A 15265-nucleotide genomic window follows, 5' to 3' on the forward strand; every position below is an offset into this window, starting at 1 on the left:
TAACAAGAGATCAACCGCGGGCCAGGGCGGGCGGCTTCCCGTCGCGGCGCAGGACGTTCGACAGCACTCCTTCGCCGTGCCGCTCGAACGCCGGGACCAGCTTCTCGCCGAACACGCAGAGCGTGCGCTCCCAGGGGTGGCCGAGCGTGCCGAACGAGAAGTCGGCGGACAGGAACAGGTGGTAGTCCGCGCGCGGGAACACCGGCACCGGCCAGCGCGCGCCCGGGGTCATCAGGTGCGGGCGGACGCGGTAGGACTGGTGCTGCCAGTGCAGCGCCCACATCCAGTCGTCGGGGCCGCAGACCTCGCGGAACGCGGCCATCGCGATCGCCGAGACCTGGTGCTCCTCGACCGCGTACGGGCCGAGGCGGAACTCGGCCGAGGCGCGGTCCAGGTCGCCGGGCGAAAGGTCCCAGGTCCGGGACGGCGACGGCTCGCGGAAGCCCGGCCACGCGTGGGCGTAGGTGCTCGGCCAGAACCCCAGCTTGTCGTACACCCAGTACCAGGCGGGTTCGTCGGCGACGCGGGAGACGGCTTCCCAGGCAGCATTCACTGTTACGACCTCTGACTTGACCAGGCACGAAAGAACACGCGAAAGCTTCGTGTTCGGCCTCCGGTTTGTCCAGTCCTCATTCGCTCCGCGCGAACTGTGTCACTCGACCGGGTGTGTTCTGTCAGATTGTCACCATGCGAGTCCTCTCGTTCACGGTGCCTTCGTCCGCGACGGCGCCTGGTGGTGGCAGCCGACGGCGGACGTGCTCGCCCGGCACGGTCTGCGCAGCTCAGCCGTGGTGCTGCCGAGCTGCGAGGGCGAGCCGCGCGGCGACCTCCACGACGACGCCGCGGCCGTCCGCGCGCTGCTCGACGCCTCCGACGAGCCCGTTCTGCTCGTCGGACACTCGTACGGCGGGATGGTGATCACCGAGGCCGGAGACCACCCCGCGGTGCGACGGCTCGTCTACGTGACGTCGTTCCTGCCGGACGTCGGCGAGGCGCTCGCGGACTTCGGCGGCGCCGAGCCGCCGCGGCACGTCAGCCACGGCGACGGCACCGCGAGCGTCCGGGAGGAGCTGGTGCGGCCGCTGTTCGCCCAGGACTTCGACGACACGACGTACGCCGGCGCCGCGGCCCGGCTCACGCCCCAGAACGAAGCGGTGTTCGGCCAGCGGACGACGACAGCGGCGTGGCGGGCGATCCGGTCCACCTACCTCGTCTGCGCCGACGATCGGGCGACGTTGCCGGAGATGCAACGGAGCCAGGCCAAGCGCGCCACCGAGGTAGTCGAACTGCCCGTGCCGCACCACCCGTTCGTCACGCGGCCGGATCTGGTGGCCGAGGTGCTTCAGACGATGAGGTAACCCATCAGGAACTCCTTCGTCTTGCCTTCGCAGCCGGCGTCGAGCGAGTCGAAGTGGCTCGCGCCCGCATTGCAGCGGTAGAGCGCCCGCGTGCTCACCCCGGACGGCGGGTTCGCGTAGACATAGCCGAGCAGGCCGAGCGACTGCTGACTCTCGCACTTGCCGCTCTGGTCCGGCGAGGTGAACCAGTCCTTCTGGTCCTTCACCTTGCAGGCGAACAGCTTCCGCGTGCCCGGCTCGGCCGTCGCGACGAGGGAGCCGAACACGCCTTCCTTGGTGAACCCCGCCGGCGGGCCGACCTTCTTCGTGCCGCTGAAGTGCCCGCCTTCCGGGTGGTGGTACCGGATCAGCGGCACTTCGGCCGGGTGCGGCTTGTCCGCCGTCGTCGACGTCGGAGTGGAACTCGAGGACGGCGTCGGCTTCTTGGTACTCGGTTTTTTGGTGGTCGGCTTCGCCGAGGTCGACGTCGGCGTCGGCGTGGCCCCGGCGGCGACCGGCGTGGTCCGGTCCGGTTTCAGCAGGAAGATCGCCCCGAGCGCCGCGACGACGGCGACCGCCACCCCGGTCAGCACCAGCGGCAGGCGGCGCTTCTTCCGCGGCGGACCGTCCACTGTGGCCGTTGGCGGCGTGGCGAGCCACGCGGTCGGCGACGGCGACGCCGGGACGCCGGCCGTGCGCGCGGTTTCCAGCAGCCGTCGCAGGCCGGACGCGCCCAGCCGGTCCGAAGCGGACTGCGTGAGCAGCCCGCGGACGGCGTCGGCGAGCGGGCCGCGGGTGCGCTCCAGCACCGGCTGCTCGTACATGATCGCGTGCAGGGTCGCGGCCGTGGTGGTGCGCTGGAAGGGCGCCCGGCCTTCGGCGGCGTGGAAGAGCGTCGCGCCCAGCGACCAGAGGTCCGACGCGGGGGACGGCCCGGCCCCGGCGAACAGCTCGGGCGCCATGTACCCGGGCGAGCCCATGACGCCGCCGGTCTGCGTCAGCGACGGGTCGTCCATCGCCCGTGCGATGCCGAAGTCGGCGAGCTTCACGCGGTCGCCGGGCAGCACCATGATGTTGCTGGGCTTGACGTCCCGGTGCACGACGCCGGCCGCGTGCGCGCTCTCCAGCGCGCCCAGCACCTGCAGGCCGAGCGCGGCGACGCGGTCGTTCGCCAGCGGTCCTTCGCGCCCGACGACGTCGGCGAGCGTCGGCGCGATCACCAGCTCCATGACGATGAAGGTCGCGCCCTGCTCGCTGACGACGTCGTAAACCGTGACGACACCGGGATCGTTGAGCCGCCCCGCCGTGCGCGCCTCGCGCATGACCCGCTCGAGGTGCGCCGGCGACGCGCCCGGCGGCGTGGCCAGTTCCTTCAGCGCGACCAGCCGCCCGAGCACCCTGTCTTCGGCGCGCCAGACGACGCCCATGCCGCCGCGGCCCAGCTCGGCCGAGATCGCGTACCGCCCCGCGACCAGTCTCATCGTCGCCCCCTGACGCTCGGGGGCGATGCTAAGGGAGGCGCCGGGCGGGCCCGGCGCCTCCCCGGCTCAGGCGGCGTCCCAGAGGGTGAGGAACGCCGAAGCCTCGCTGCGGGCCCAGGGCCGCAACCGTTCGCGGTCACGCGTGGAGAGCTGGTACTCCTTGCCGCGCCGGACGTCGATCACCAGCGCGTGCCCGCCCGGCAGGATGTCCGGCATCGCCTGCTCCAGCACCCACAGCGCCAGCTGCGCCGAGGACTTCGCCAGCGGTTCCTCCTTGAAGTAGAGCCAGGTCGCGTAGCGACGGCCGTCGCTCTTGCGGAGCCCGAGCTGCGGGCTTACGCCGATTTCGAGGTCGCCGATCCGGCAGCGGCCGCGACCGACCTCGACCAGCCGCGGCGACTTCCGGCCGAGGTACCGCAGCCAGCCCTCGGCTATCGCCGCGTAGTGCGGCTTCGTCCGGTCGTCGGCGGCGTTGACGAGGGCGCGCAACGCCGTCGCGTCCTGCCCCGCCGCCCGCCCGGACCGGACGGCGTTCGCCGCCCGCCGGTAGTAGTTGAACGCCGCCCGCGCCGGATCCTCGTACTGCCGGCGTTGCCGCCGGACGAACGACGACCGCGACGGACCGTTACTCGCGCTGTAGCCCACGAACGTGGACAGGGTGATGTAGGCCATGGCCCTGCCTTCCTCCATCACGCCACCCGCGGGTGCGAGTGGCATCTCCCCTGGACAACGCCTATTTTAGAACATATGTACGACAGTTTCGGGGGCTGATGAGGTGACGGTCGGCGGGGACTCCCGGAAAGGGCGGACTTGCGCTAGGTTGCCGATCAACCTCGAACCGCAACCTCGCAGGTCGGCCCCACGTGCCAAACTGATGCCCCGAATGGTGGATGGGGGTCCATGGATGAGCTGGCAGGAAGAGCTTCGCCGTCTCGACACGGAGCTTGCCGAAGGCCGCATCGAGCCTGCTGAACACCGCAAACAACGCGACGAGCTGCTCGCGCAGGCCTCCGGTTCGACCGTGCCCTCACCCGTCCCCTCGCCGTTGCGCCGTCCGGGTGACACCTGGCGGAGCGCCAACCCCGCGAGTCACCCGGTGCCGCCGCCGCAGCGCATCGAATCGCCGCGATCCGCGGTGCCGCACCAGAAGCCCCACCCGCCCTGGCAGCGCACCGGGCTGCCGGTGACGATGAACGCGAGCCCGGTGCCGACCATCCCGGACCACATGACGACGGCGCCGAGCCCGGCCGACATCGTCCCGACGCGCTACCTGCGCATCGACGGCCCGGCCCGCCACGAACCGGGCAGCCGGTTCCCGCCGATCACCCCGCCCCGCGGCGAAGCCTCCGTGCCGCCGCCGCGCGACACCGGCTCGGAGGAGCCACCGGGCAAGCACCGCTTCGGCGGTGACGGCTCCGGGCGGGCCTGGACGACCTGGCCGTTCATCTCGCTCGGCGTGCTCGTGGTGCTGGCCATGATCGTCGGCGCGACGGTGTGGCTCGGCCGGGACGAACCCGCGTCCGACAACCTGGCCTCGCTGGCGCCCACGCTGTCGCAGGCGCCGCCCGCCGCCGCCACCCAGCCGCAGCTGGAGGACCAGGTGCCGCCGCTGCCGGGGATGCAGTACCCCGAGAGCTCGACGATGTCGCTGGCGAAGGGACTGGACCTCAAGCTCTTCCCCAAGGCGGTCGCCCAGACCTTCTCGCAACACGGCGTCACCCAGTTCGTCTACCGCGCTTCGACCGCGGGCGACACCGGCTACCTCGCGTACGCGGTGCCGACGACCTCCCCCGGCGACGCGAAGGCCGTCATCGACTACCTGCGCACGGCCGCGCTCGCCGGCGAGTTCACCCCGCTCGCCGCCGACGACAAGGTCGTCACCGGGCCCAGCGGCGACCGGTGGATGAACGGCACCTGGTACACGTCGGGCAAGGTCGCCGTCGTGATCTGGGTGTCACGACGGGCGAACAAGGAGCCCGCCGGGCTGAAGAGCAGCCTGGACAACGCGCTCACGGTGTTCCAGAAAGCGCTGCCGCCGAGCTGATCAGGCCGGGTCGAGCAGCGCGGCCAGCGTGCCGCGGGCGACGTCGGCGCCGAACCGGCGGTCCACCACGGTCTTGCCCTCCTCCGACAGCCGCCGCCAGAGCTTGTCGTCCTCGAGCAGGGTGACGATCCCTTCGGCGAGTTCTTCGGCCGACGCCCCGACGAGGATGTCGCGGCCGTGCGTCAGGTGCATGCCCTCGGTGGCCAGCGGGGTGGCGACGACGGGGACCCCGCACGCGAGGCTTTCGCCCAGCTTTCCCTTGACGCCGGCGCCGAAGCGCAGCGGCGCGACGACGACCCGGGCCTCGGCGTAGGCGCTGTCGAGGTTCTGCACCCAGCCGCGGACGACGACGCCTTCGCGGGCGAGGTCGAACATCTCCTGCGGCGGGTTGCTGCCGACGATCTGCACGACGGCGTCCGGACGGCGGCGCCGCACGAGCGGCATGATCTCGGTGGCCAGCCAGCGCGCGGCGTCCCGGTTGGGCACGTGGTCGAAGCTGCCGACGAAGAGCACCCCCGAGCGGCCGTCCGGGGCAGCCGACGTGCCGTCGACCCGGTGCACGTTGGACAGCACCTCGACCCGCGCCGCGGGCACGAGCTCCCGCAGCAGCTCACGCTCCACATCGGACACCGTGAACGTGACGTCGGTGGCGCGGGTGAGCCCGAGTTCGGACTCGCGCAGCACCTCGGCGCGCCGCCGCAGCGTCAGCTCCTCGCGGGTGTCCCCCAGCCGCGCGGCGAGGTCGGCCTGCCGGTTGAGCCGGACGAAGTGCAGGTCGACCGTGTCGTAGGCGATGACGCAGTCCGGCGCGTGCTCGCGGACCTGCTCCAGCAGCTGCCACGCGACGTGCGGCCGGGAAAGCACGGCCAGGCGCAGGTCGGCGCCGGCGTCGCGCAGGAACTCCAGCTGTTCGCCGAGCCCGGTCACCACGGTGATCCCCGCGCGGTACAGCGCCCCGGCGTACGGCTCGGGGAGCGCGTTGTTGAGCGGCATGAACACCACCCGGTGGCCGAGGCCGACGAGCAGCTCGAGGATGCGGAACATCCGCACCGAGCCGGAGTCCTTGTCCGGCATCGGCACCTGGTGGTCGGCGACCAGCACGGTGCCGCCGCGGTGACCGTCCTTCGTGCGCTGCCGCCCGGCCCAGACCGCGCGCGGGCTCGCCTCGGGGAAGTGGTCGCGAAGCTGGACGCTCCACTTGTCGACGAAGACGCCGCGGTTGAGCTCCTGGTGGCGCTTCACGCCGGAGGAGACGTCCGTGCCGTTGGTGATGCCTTCGTGGTGCACGACGACCGACGCGGGCTGGACCATCGTGCGGTACCCGTTCGCGCGGACGGCGAAGGCGAGGTCGGTGTCCTCGTAGTACGCGGGCGCGAAGCGCTTGTCGAAGCCGCCGATGCGCTCGAACAGCTCGCGGCGGACCAGGACGGCCGCGCCCGAGCAGTAGTCGACGTCGCGCAGGGCCTGGAACCACGGCGCGTCCGGCGACTGCAGCCTGCCGTAGTTCCAGCCGGTGCCGTCGGCCCAGATGATGCCGCCGCACTCCTGGAGCCTGCCGTCCGGGTACACCAGCTTCGAGCCGACGAGCCCGACGTCGGGGCGGGACTCGACCACGGCGACCAGCTCGTCGAGCCAGCCCGGCCGGACCTCGGTGTCGTTGTTGAGGAAGAAGATGAAGTCGCCGCGCGCGTTCTCGGCGCCCAGGTTGCAGGCCCCGACGAACCCGAGGTTCTTCGGCGCGCGCACCAGCCGGACCCCGGCGCAGCCCGCGACCCGGTCGGCGGAGTCGTCGCGCGACGCGTCGTCGACCACGATGACCTCGAACGGCGTCGAGGGCAGGTGCCGCTGGATCGAGTCGAGGCAGCCGCGGGTGAACGGCCAGTTGCCGTAGACCGGGATGACGACGCTGACGATCGGCCGGTCGCTGGTGGTGACCGCGACCGGTCCGGGCACCGGCGGGGTGGCGGGCACCGCGCCCTTCTGCCGCCCGAGGGCCGTCTCGTAGAGATCGCGGCGCTGCGTGCCGCGCGGGGCGTACTTCTCGATCGCGCCGCGGTACCGGCCGAGCAGCCGCTGCGCGAGCGCGGACGTCTCGGCGCGCAGCTTCTCGTTCTCGGCGGCGAGCCTGCCGACCGTCTCGGAAAGCCCCGCGTTGTTGCCCGCCAGCCACTCCAGCCGCTCGCTGTCGTAGCCGTTCTTGCGCTTGAGGAGGTTCAGCTCGTCGGACGCGCGCCGCCGGTCGTCGCGGGCGCGTTCGGCCTGCCCGGCCGCGTCGTCACGCTCGGCCGCCGCCCGCCGCTCGGCGGCCGTGACGTCGGCCAGCTCGGCGGTCAGCCGGCTCACCGAAGCCGCCGCCTGCTCGCGCTCGGCTTCGGTGCGGGCCAGCTCGCCGCGCAGCCGCGCCGTTTCGGCCGCCGCGCCGGCGACGAGTGTCAGCTTCGCGTCGACCATCGCCGACGTCGAGGGCACCTCGACGGGCTCGGCCGACGCGACGGAGACGAAGTAGGTGTGCGGCGCGCCCGGCTCGACAGCCCAGGAGCCGTCGTCGTCCGGCCGCACGGTGAGCACCTCGGCCTCCGTACCCGGGCCACCGTGGATCAGCGAGCCGACGGCGACGTTCTGGCGCAGCACGACGACGTGCTCGAAGCTGCCGGCGAGCAGCGACCGGAAGGCCGGCCCGGTCAGCTCGTGGACGTGGTAGGGGTTCTCGTTGCCGTGATCGTGGGTGTAGACCTCGATGTCCGGCGTGCTGCATAGGAAGATCCCGCCCGGCGCGAGCCGGTTGCGGACCAGCTCCATCAGCCGGTCCTGCGCCTCGACGTGCTCGATCGCCTCGAAGCAGGTGATGACGTCGAACCGCTCGCCGTCGAGGGCCGCCGGGTCGGTGATCGAACCGACCTCGAAGCGGACGCCCGGGTAGTTCCGCCGGGCGTGCTCGACGGCCGCCGGGTCGAGTTCGAGGCCGACCACTTCGGTGGCCGCGCCTGCCATGAGCGCGCTGCCGTAGCCCTCGCCGCTGGCCAGGTCGAGGACCCGCTTGCCGGTGGCGAAGCGGGTCGCGAACGCGTAGCGGTGGTAGTGCTCGTAGATCACCTGGATGTCTTCGGTCCACGGCACGCACCGCTCGCCGGTCCATTCGATCAGGCGCTCGCCGCTCGTCCCCTTGCCCATGGCGGGCAGATTAGCCGCCCGACCAGGTCCGCCGGGGCCGACCTCGCCTTTCGGGCGGCACCGCGGGCAGCTTCCCCGGTTCCGGCACGCCCGGCCCGGCCCCGGCGCTACGATACGGCCGTGCCCCCCAGCCTCCGTCCGCAGTCGCCTGCCGGCCGGCGGCAGCTGCAGACGCCGGAGTCCTGGCTCCCGAAGGAGCACAACCTCTACCGGCCCCGGCACAGCAACCGCCAGCGCACGGCTTTGACGTGCGCGATCGCCTTCTTCCTCACGCCGGTGCTGCTGTGGGTCGTCGGCGTGCAGCCGACGACGTTCGAGAACCGGCCGCTGCGGCCGTTCCCGAGCCTCGGCGACGGCTGGGGCTTCTTCACCGGGCTGACCGGCTGGGCCACCGACCACCTGCCGCTGCGGCAGGCCGGCGTGCAGGCCGCGGACGGCATCGGCACCGGCCTCTTCGGCGACCCGCCGGGCTCCGGGCAGGGCACCAACCACGACACCGTCGGCATCGACCAGGGCCAGCAGCCCGCCGGCACCGGCGACGTCCCCGGCTACGTCTACCCGGGGATCATCCCGGGCAAGGACGGCTGGCTCTACCTGGGTGAGGACGTCACCGCGAAGTGCCGGCCGGTGATGGACCTCGACCACGTCGTCTCGGCGCTCCACCGGCTGCGCGTGGCGGTCGAGAGCTCCGGCCGCAAGTTCGTGCTGGTCTTCGCACCGGACAAGTACACGGAGGAGCCGTCGCACCTGCCGGACGACTACGTCGGCAAGGCCTGCGCCCAGGCCCGGACCACCGACTTCTGGAACCGGGTGCCGCGCGAGACGGGCGCGATCGACCTGCGGCCCTCGCTCGCCGACGCCGAACGGCGGATCGGCCGGTCGGTCTACGACCCGAACGACACGCACTGGTCGTACGACGGCGGCCTGGTCATGACCTACGCGCTGGGCCAAGCGATCGCGCCCGGCTCCACGGCGAACTGGCACGCGGCGCCGATCGGCGTCCGGCCGTGGCCCGCGGACCTGTCCATTCTGCTCGGCCACACCGAGCAGAAGCAGATGACGGCCTACAGCCTCTCCACCGACGGTGGCGTCGATCGCGCCCGCTACATCGCCAGCGACTTCCGGTTGCCGCTCTACCTGACGCAGCCGGACGGCGCGCGGCCGGCCGGTTCGATCAGCCAGTCCGTCGGCCTGGTCGCCGACTCCTTCACGCAGTTCGCGACGCCGTTCCTGGCCGCGACCTGCCAGGACGTCACGATCGTGCACGCCGACACCGTGGCGCGGAGCACCGGCGACCAGCTGGCCGACATGTTCGCCGACCGGGACGTCGTCACCTTCGAATTCGTCGAACGGAGCGTCACCGGCGGCTCGTCGCCGCTGCTGCGAGACCAAGCGATCGACGAGCTGGCGAAGGCACTGGCCCGGCACCCGCGCTGACCTCGCCGACCGCACCGCGGCTCACATCGATAACGACGGGGTGGTGGTCGCCGACGGGTGAGCGGACCCGTGCACAATGGCTGCGTGCGGCAGGGAGATCGGGCCGTGCGTCCGCATGGTTCGGGGATTACCTACCCGAAGGGGGTACCGGGGTGACCTGGCAGGAAGAGCTGCGCAGGCTGGACGAGGAGCTCGCGGCCGGAAGCCTGTCGGCCGACGAGTACCGGACCCGGCGCGATCGGGTGCTGAGCATGGCCGTCACCAACGCCGACGGCCCGCAGCAGCAACAGCCGTCGCAGCAGGCACCCGGGCAGCCGTCGTCCGCCGCGGAGACGCAGATCATCCCGCCGGTGTCCCCGCCACAGCAGTCCGATCCCAACCAGCAGGCGGCCTCGGCGGAGGCCACGCAGGTCGTCTCCTCGGCCGACATGGGTGGCGAGCGCACGCAGGTCGTCCAGCCGTGGCAGCAGCAGCACCCGAACTCCCCGTCGCACGGGTTCGCCCAGCCGATGCAGCAGCAGCCGGGCCAGTACGGCCAGCAGTCCCCGGCGGGCGGGTTCCCCGCGCCGCAGCAGAACCCGTGGGACGCGGCCCCGCAGAACGTCAGCCCGCCTTGGGGCGCCTCGGAGTTCCCGTCGCTGGCGCAGTCGAACAACGCCGAGTGGATCAGCCAGGGCCCGGAGGGCTTCCAGACGCAGCCGTCCGGCAAGGGCAAGAAGATCGCGTTCGCCGCGCTCGGGCTCGTCGTGCTGGTGGGTCTCGGTTTCGGCGTCTGGGCGCTGTTCATCAAGGACAGCGGCGAAACCCCGGTCGCGCAGCCGACCACCAGCCAGCAGCAGCCGCCGCCGCTGCCCTCGACCAAGCCGCTGCCGGAACCGCCCGCGGCCAAGCCCGAACCGGCTGACAACGCGGCGGCGCTGGTGACTCCGGCCGGCAAGACCCGCGTCGGCGGGGGCACGTTCGACATGGCCAAGCTGGAGGCGTCGAAGTTCCTGCCGGCCACGGTCATCGAGCGGCTCAAGTCGGAAGGCATGACCGAAGGTCTGCTCAGGACCTCGACCGACGGTGACGTCACGCTCGCCGTGTACGCCCTCGAGATGCCGAACGCGCAGGCCACCAAGCCGGTCGCCCAGGAGTACGCGAACGCCCAGCAGGAAGGCGGCGTGACCGCCGCGCGCGACCTGTCGCTGCACGGGGTGCCGGTGTTCGCCACGCCGGACGGTGGTCAGCAGTCCGTGTATCGCGCGGTCTACGTCCTGTACAACCGCGTGATCATCGTCGAGGCCTTCGGCTCGGACAAGGCCACGGCCCTCGACTCGTTCAAGACGTTGCTGAACGCGCAGGTCCAGAAGTCGCCGCCGACCGAGCGCACGAACAGCTGACCGGTCGCCGGCTGACCCGAAGGTGTGACTTCCGCCGTGTCGATGAACGCCGTCCCACTCCCGGACGCCCTGTAAGCAGAGCATCGGTGGTGGGAAGGAGGCGACATGATCTGGATCTGCCTGGTCGCCGTCCTCGCGGTGGTGTTCCTGGTCCGGGCGTTCCTGGTGGTGCGCCGGGTCAGGCGGAGTGACGTGGGGTGACCAGCCCCGACTCGTAGGCCAGCACCACCAGCTGCGCCCGGTCGCGGGCGCCGATCTTCGTCATGATGCGGCTGACGTGGGTGCGGGCCGTCGCCGTGGAGATCACCAGGTGGGCGGCGATTTCGTCGTTCGACATGCCGCCCGCCACCAGGCCCAGCACCTCGCGCTCGCGGTCGGTGATCTCGCGGACCGCGCTCGTGTCGATGCGCCGGTTCTCCGGGCGGCCGACGAACTCCTGGATCAGCCGGCGCGTGACCGTCGGTGCCAGCAGCGCCTCGCCGGCGGCGACCACCCGCAGCGCGCGCAGCAGTTCGACCGGCTCGGTGTCCTTCAGCAGGAACCCGCTGGCGCCCGAGCGCAAGGCTTCGTAGACGTACTCGTCGACGTCGAAAGTGGTCAGGACCAGCACCTTCGTCCCGGCGAGGTCGGGGTTCGCGGTGATCCGGCGGGTGGCTTCGAGTCCGTCGACGCCGGGCATCCGGATGTCCATCACCACGATGTCCGGCTTGTGTTCGATCGCGCCGGCGACCGCCTGCTCGCCGTCGCCGGCCTCGCCGCAGACTTCGAAGCCGTCCTCGGTCTCCAGCAGCACGCGGAACCCGGCGCGGACCAGGACCTGGTCGTCGGCCAGCAGGACGCGGATCATGCTTCCCCCTCGATCGGTAGCTCGACGCACACTTCGAAACCGCCGTCGACCGGCCCGGCGGTGCACCGCCCGCCGAGCGCGGCGGCGCGTTCGCACATGCCCCGCAGACCGTGGCCCGGGGTCGGCTGGGCGGTGCCGCGGCCGTCGTCGCGCACCCTCAGCGTGAACGTCCCCGGCTGCCGTTCGAACCGGACGTCGACGCGGTTCGGCTGGTCGGCGTGCCGGACGACGTTCGTCAGCGACTCCTGCAGGATCCGGTAGGCGGCCGCGTCGACCGGCGCCGGGAGGTCGCCGGCCTCGCCGTGGACGTCGACCGTGAGCCCGGCGTCGCGCGCGTGTTCCAGCAGCTCGGCGGCCTGGGCAAGGCTCGGCGCGGGTGCCTTGTCCTCGCCCGAGCGCAGCACGGCCAGGGTCGCGCGCAGGTCCTTGAGCGCGGACGCGCTGGCCGCCTTGATGTTGAGCAGCGCCTCCTTCGCCTGCTCGGGCCGCCGGTCGGCGACGTGCGCGGCGACGCCCGCCTGGACGTTGATCATGGCGAGGCTGTGCGCGACGACGTCGTGCACCTCACGGGCGATCCGCAGCCGCTCCCGCTCGGCGAGCCGGTGGCGGTGCTCGTCGGCCTGCTCGCGGCGGGCGGCGAGCGCGTCGAGCTGGTAACGGACGGCGGTCCCGACCCCGATGACGGCGACCAGCCACACGACGACGAACCCGGCGCCGGCCTCCAGCGTGAACGACCTGATCGTGACGACGTGCACGGCGTAGGCCGCGGCGAGCGCGGAAGCTCCGGCGATCCCCGAGGTGAGCGGGCCGCGCTGCCGGGTCAGCACGAACAACGCGATGGTCGGCACCAGGATGATCGGCCCGCCGGGCAGGCCGGAGGCGTAGTAGCCGAACGCCGAAGCGGCCGTGACCAGGAAGAGCGTCAGCGGGAAGCGGTGGACGAGCAGCAGCGTCAGGACGGTCGCGGCCAGCCACGCGGCGCCGGGCGGGGTCAGCGGCGTCGCCCCCGGCTGCCACCGCGACGACGCGCTGGTCGCCCCCAGCACGAACACGAGGACGACGAGGGTGCGCACCACGCGTCCCACCCACGGCGACCATCTCATGCTGCGAAAGCTACCGGTCGCCGGGCCGCGGCGCGTCCGTCCTGAAGCGACTCCCGGCGTACGTCCGGCGCCGTAGTCACTCGAACATGAGCGGCAGCTTCGCCGCCGTCTCCTCGTCGGCCGGGGTGTACGTCGACACCGTGATCTCCGAGCGGCGGCCGGAGTAGAGGTACGTGAAGTTGAACCGCAGCAGCCCGACGTCCGGGTGCAGGTAGCGCTTGGTGCGGATGGGCTCGGAGTTGACGTCGTGGTGCGGCCAGAGCTCGGCGAACAGCGGCGACTCCGCCTTGAGGCGCTTGACCAGGTTCTTCCACGCCGGCTCGGCGACGTGCTCGGCCATCGCCGCGCGGAAGGACGCGATCACGCGCGGGATGTTCGTGTCCCAGTCGAGCATCCGCTCGCGCCACCGCGGGTTGAGCAGGCACTGGACCAGGGTGTTGCGGTCCTCGAACGGGATCGCGTCGACGTCGCCCATCAGCCAGGTGTAGCCGCGGTTGTAGCCGAGCAGGTCGCAGCGGGCGTTGCGCACGGCGACCGGGTACGGCTCCAGCTTCTTCAGCATCATCTCCAGCTGGGGCGAGAGGACCTGGCAGTCCTTCTCGCTCTCCGGCTCGGGCGCGCCGGCCAGTCGGAAGAGGTGGGTGTGCTCGTGCGGGTCGAGCCGCAGCGTGCGGGCGATCGCCTGCAGCACCTGCTCGGACGCGTTGATGTCGCGGCCCTGCTCGAGCCACGTGTACCAGGTGACCCCGACGCCGGCGAGCTGCGCGACCTCTTCGCGGCGCAGCCCCGGCGTCCGGCGGCGGCCCAGCAGTGGCAGGCCGACCTGCTCGGGCGTGATCCGCTCACGCCGGCTGCGCAGGAACCTCGCCAGCTCTTGGCGGCGGAGCTCGGATTCGACGGCGGTGGTCATGGTGCCAGGATCGCACGCGCCCGAACCTGGTACCAGGTAGTGGTGGTACCTGGATAAACAGCAACTGGTACTAGTTTGAGTTCGGGTCGATCGTAGTAGTCATGACCACGACTCAACTCGCGCCGATCACCCCCGGCGCCCCGGCCAGGCCGGGACTGACCCCCGCCGGCCTGGTCACGGTGCTGCTGGGGGCGGCGCTGCCCATCATCGACTTCTTCATCGTCAACGTCGCGCTGCCGACGATCGATGCCGACCTCCACGCGTCCACGGCGACGCTGGAGCTGGTGGTGGCCGCTTACGGCATCGCGTACGCGGTGCTGCTGGTGGTCGGCGGCCGCCTCGGCGACTCGTTCGGCAGGCGGCGGCTGTTCTTCACGGGACTGTGGCTGTTCACGCTGACGTCCCTGGCCTGCGGGATCGCCCCGACCGCGACCACGCTGGTGATCGCCCGCGCCGCGCAGGGGGCGGCGTCGGCGATGCTGCTGCCGCAGGTCCTCTCGATCATCCAGGCGACGACGTCCGGCGAAGAGCGTTCGCGGGCGCTGGGGCTCTTCGGCGCGACCGGCGGTCTGTCCACTGTGGTCGGCCAGCTGCTCGGCGGCGGCCTGGTGGCGGCGGACCTGTTCGGCACCGGCTGGCGGCCGATCTTCCTGGTGAACGTGCCGATCGGCCTGGTGGTGCTGGTGATGGCGCGCCGCCTGCCGGAAAGCCGCGCGCACAACCCGCTGGGCGTCGACCGCCTCGGCACGCTCCTCCTTGCGACGACCCTGCTGTCGCTGCTGGTCCCGCTGATGGAGGGCCGCGCACTGGGCTGGCCGGTGTGGTCGATCGTGCTGCTGGCGCTGTCGCCGTTCTCGGCCGCGGCTCTGGTGCACGTCGAACGGCGCTTGGAGCGGCTGGGCGGCACTCCGCTGCTGCCGCCGTCGGTGCTGCGCCTGCCGAGCGTCCGCCGCGGGCTGATGGTGGCGGTGCCGTTCTTCGGCGCGTTCGGCTCGTTCATGTTCGTGTTCGCGATGACGCTGCAGGAGGGCCTGCACTTCGGCCCGCTGGGCGCCGGCGCCGCGCTGACCCCGCTGGCGGTCGCGTACTTCACGGTGTCGATGCTCAGCAGCCGGCTGGTGGCCCGCTACGGCCAGAAGGTGGTGCCGATCGGCGGGGCGATCACGGCGGTGGGCATGGTGGCGCTGCTGTGCACGACGCTGGCGGCGTGGCCGCACGTGACCATCCTCGATCTGGCACCGGCGATGGTGGCGATCGGCGTCGGGAACGCGCTCGCGATGACGACGTTGTTCCGGATCGTGCTGTCCCACGTGCCGACCGACCTGGCCGGCGTCGGCTCGGGCGTGATGACGACCAACCAGCAGACGTCGCTGGCACTGGGGGTCGCGACGTTGGGGAGTTTGTACGCCGCGCTTTCGGGTTCGCTGGGGAGCCGGGACGCGTTCGCGCTGGTGATCGGGGTGGTGGCGCTGCTGGCGGCGATCGTCGCGGTCACCGGACGGCGGCTGCCCGACCCCCGGGTCTGAAAAAGTCCGGATTCACCCGTCGGAAAA

At 72.0% G+C, this 15265-nt stretch carries 12 protein-coding genes; 5 read left to right on the top strand and 7 right to left on the bottom strand.

What is annotated here, in order from left to right; all coding sequences use genetic code 11:
* Nucleotides 1-10: 10 nt before the first annotated feature.
* The gene (locus ACZ7OU_RS05705; RefSeq protein WP_470240003.1) at nt 11-553 is read right to left on the bottom strand and encodes a DUF2716 domain-containing protein; all 543 of its coding nucleotides are present in this window, start codon (nt 551-553) and stop codon (nt 11-13) included.
* A gap of 118 nt (nt 554-671) precedes the next feature.
* Here ACZ7OU_RS05705 and ACZ7OU_RS05710 point away from each other — a divergent pair, with 118 nt between their 5' ends.
* Nucleotides 672-1358, top strand: coding sequence for an alpha/beta hydrolase (locus ACZ7OU_RS05710; protein WP_470255886.1), 687 nt, complete (start codon nt 672-674; stop codon nt 1356-1358).
* On the opposite strand, the gene ACZ7OU_RS05715 is transcribed toward ACZ7OU_RS05710, so the two are convergent.
* Nucleotides 1343-2818 (bottom strand): serine/threonine-protein kinase, encoded by a 1476-nt coding sequence (locus ACZ7OU_RS05715; RefSeq protein WP_470254355.1) that lies wholly within the window; start codon nt 2816-2818, stop codon nt 1343-1345. The genes ACZ7OU_RS05710 and ACZ7OU_RS05715 overlap by 16 nt on opposite strands.
* Nucleotides 2819-2884: 66 nt before the next feature.
* The gene (locus tag ACZ7OU_RS05720; RefSeq protein ID WP_470254356.1) at nt 2885-3508 is read right to left on the bottom strand and encodes a hypothetical protein; all 624 of its coding nucleotides are present in this window, start codon (nt 3506-3508) and stop codon (nt 2885-2887) included.
* A 214-nt stretch (nt 3509-3722) separates the two neighbouring features.
* On the opposite strand from ACZ7OU_RS05720, the gene ACZ7OU_RS05725 reads away from it, so the two are divergent.
* A complete protein-coding gene (locus ACZ7OU_RS05725) occupies nt 3723-4862 on the top strand; it encodes a hypothetical protein (protein ID WP_470254357.1) in 1140 nt (379 codons plus the stop codon).
* On the opposite strand, the gene ACZ7OU_RS05730 is transcribed toward ACZ7OU_RS05725, so the two are convergent.
* Nucleotides 4863-8033, bottom strand: coding sequence for a glycosyltransferase (locus ACZ7OU_RS05730; protein WP_470254358.1), 3171 nt, complete (start codon nt 8031-8033; stop codon nt 4863-4865). It lies immediately after the preceding gene.
* 120 nt (nt 8034-8153) lie between these two features.
* Here ACZ7OU_RS05730 and ACZ7OU_RS05735 point away from each other — a divergent pair, with 120 nt between their 5' ends.
* Nucleotides 8154-9470, top strand: coding sequence for an alginate O-acetyltransferase AlgX-related protein (locus tag ACZ7OU_RS05735; protein WP_470254359.1), 1317 nt, complete (start codon nt 8154-8156; stop codon nt 9468-9470).
* Between the two features lie 152 nt (nt 9471-9622).
* Nucleotides 9623-10852 (top strand): DUF1707 domain-containing protein, encoded by a 1230-nt coding sequence (locus ACZ7OU_RS05740; protein ID WP_470240010.1) that lies wholly within the window; start codon nt 9623-9625, stop codon nt 10850-10852.
* 178 nt (nt 10853-11030) lie between these two features.
* On the opposite strand, the gene ACZ7OU_RS05745 is transcribed toward ACZ7OU_RS05740, so the two are convergent.
* The 3 genes from ACZ7OU_RS05745 to ACZ7OU_RS05755 all read right to left on the bottom strand — a co-directional run bounded on the left by ACZ7OU_RS05745 (nt 11031) and on the right by ACZ7OU_RS05755 (nt 13712).
* Nucleotides 11031-11699, bottom strand: coding sequence for a response regulator (locus tag ACZ7OU_RS05745; protein ID WP_470240011.1), 669 nt, complete (start codon nt 11697-11699; stop codon nt 11031-11033).
* The gene (locus ACZ7OU_RS05750) at nt 11696-12802 is read right to left on the bottom strand and encodes a sensor histidine kinase (RefSeq protein WP_470240012.1); all 1107 of its coding nucleotides are present in this window, start codon (nt 12800-12802) and stop codon (nt 11696-11698) included. The genes ACZ7OU_RS05745 and ACZ7OU_RS05750 overlap by 4 nt, the downstream gene beginning before the upstream one ends.
* A 76-nt stretch (nt 12803-12878) precedes the next feature.
* Nucleotides 12879-13712, bottom strand: a complete 834-nt coding sequence (locus ACZ7OU_RS05755) for a helix-turn-helix transcriptional regulator (RefSeq protein WP_470240013.1) — start codon at nt 13710-13712, stop codon at nt 12879-12881.
* 101 nt (nt 13713-13813) lie between these two features.
* Between ACZ7OU_RS05755 and ACZ7OU_RS05760 the strand changes: the two genes are divergently transcribed.
* Nucleotides 13814-15238 carry an MFS transporter gene (locus ACZ7OU_RS05760; RefSeq protein WP_470254360.1) on the top strand — a complete coding sequence of 475 codons (1425 nt, stop codon included), beginning with the start codon at nt 13814-13816 and terminating at the stop codon, nt 15236-15238.
* Nucleotides 15239-15265 lie beyond the last annotated feature (27 nt).

Source organism: Amycolatopsis sp. NPDC114505, from assembly GCF_055633615.1.

Coding starts and splice junctions, on each gene's coding strand:
- ACZ7OU_RS05715 (WP_470254355.1), bottom strand. CDS start 2,818: ATGAGACTGGTCGCGGGGCGGTACGCGATCTCGGCCGAGCTGGGCCGC.
- ACZ7OU_RS05720 (WP_470254356.1), bottom strand. CDS start 3,508: ATGGAGGAAGGCAGGGCCATGGCCTACATCACCCTGTCCACGTTCGTG.
- ACZ7OU_RS05725 (WP_470254357.1), top strand. CDS start 3,723: ATGAGCTGGCAGGAAGAGCTTCGCCGTCTCGACACGGAGCTTGCCGAA.
- ACZ7OU_RS05730 (WP_470254358.1), bottom strand. CDS start 8,033: ATGGGCAAGGGGACGAGCGGCGAGCGCCTGATCGAATGGACCGGCGAG.
- ACZ7OU_RS05745 (WP_470240011.1), bottom strand. CDS start 11,699: ATGATCCGCGTCCTGCTGGCCGACGACCAGGTCCTGGTCCGCGCCGGG.
- ACZ7OU_RS05750 (WP_470240012.1), bottom strand. CDS start 12,802: ATGAGATGGTCGCCGTGGGTGGGACGCGTGGTGCGCACCCTCGTCGTC.
- ACZ7OU_RS05755 (WP_470240013.1), bottom strand. CDS start 13,712: ATGACCACCGCCGTCGAATCCGAGCTCCGCCGCCAAGAGCTGGCGAGG.
- ACZ7OU_RS05760 (WP_470254360.1), top strand. CDS start 13,814: ATGACCACGACTCAACTCGCGCCGATCACCCCCGGCGCCCCGGCCAGG.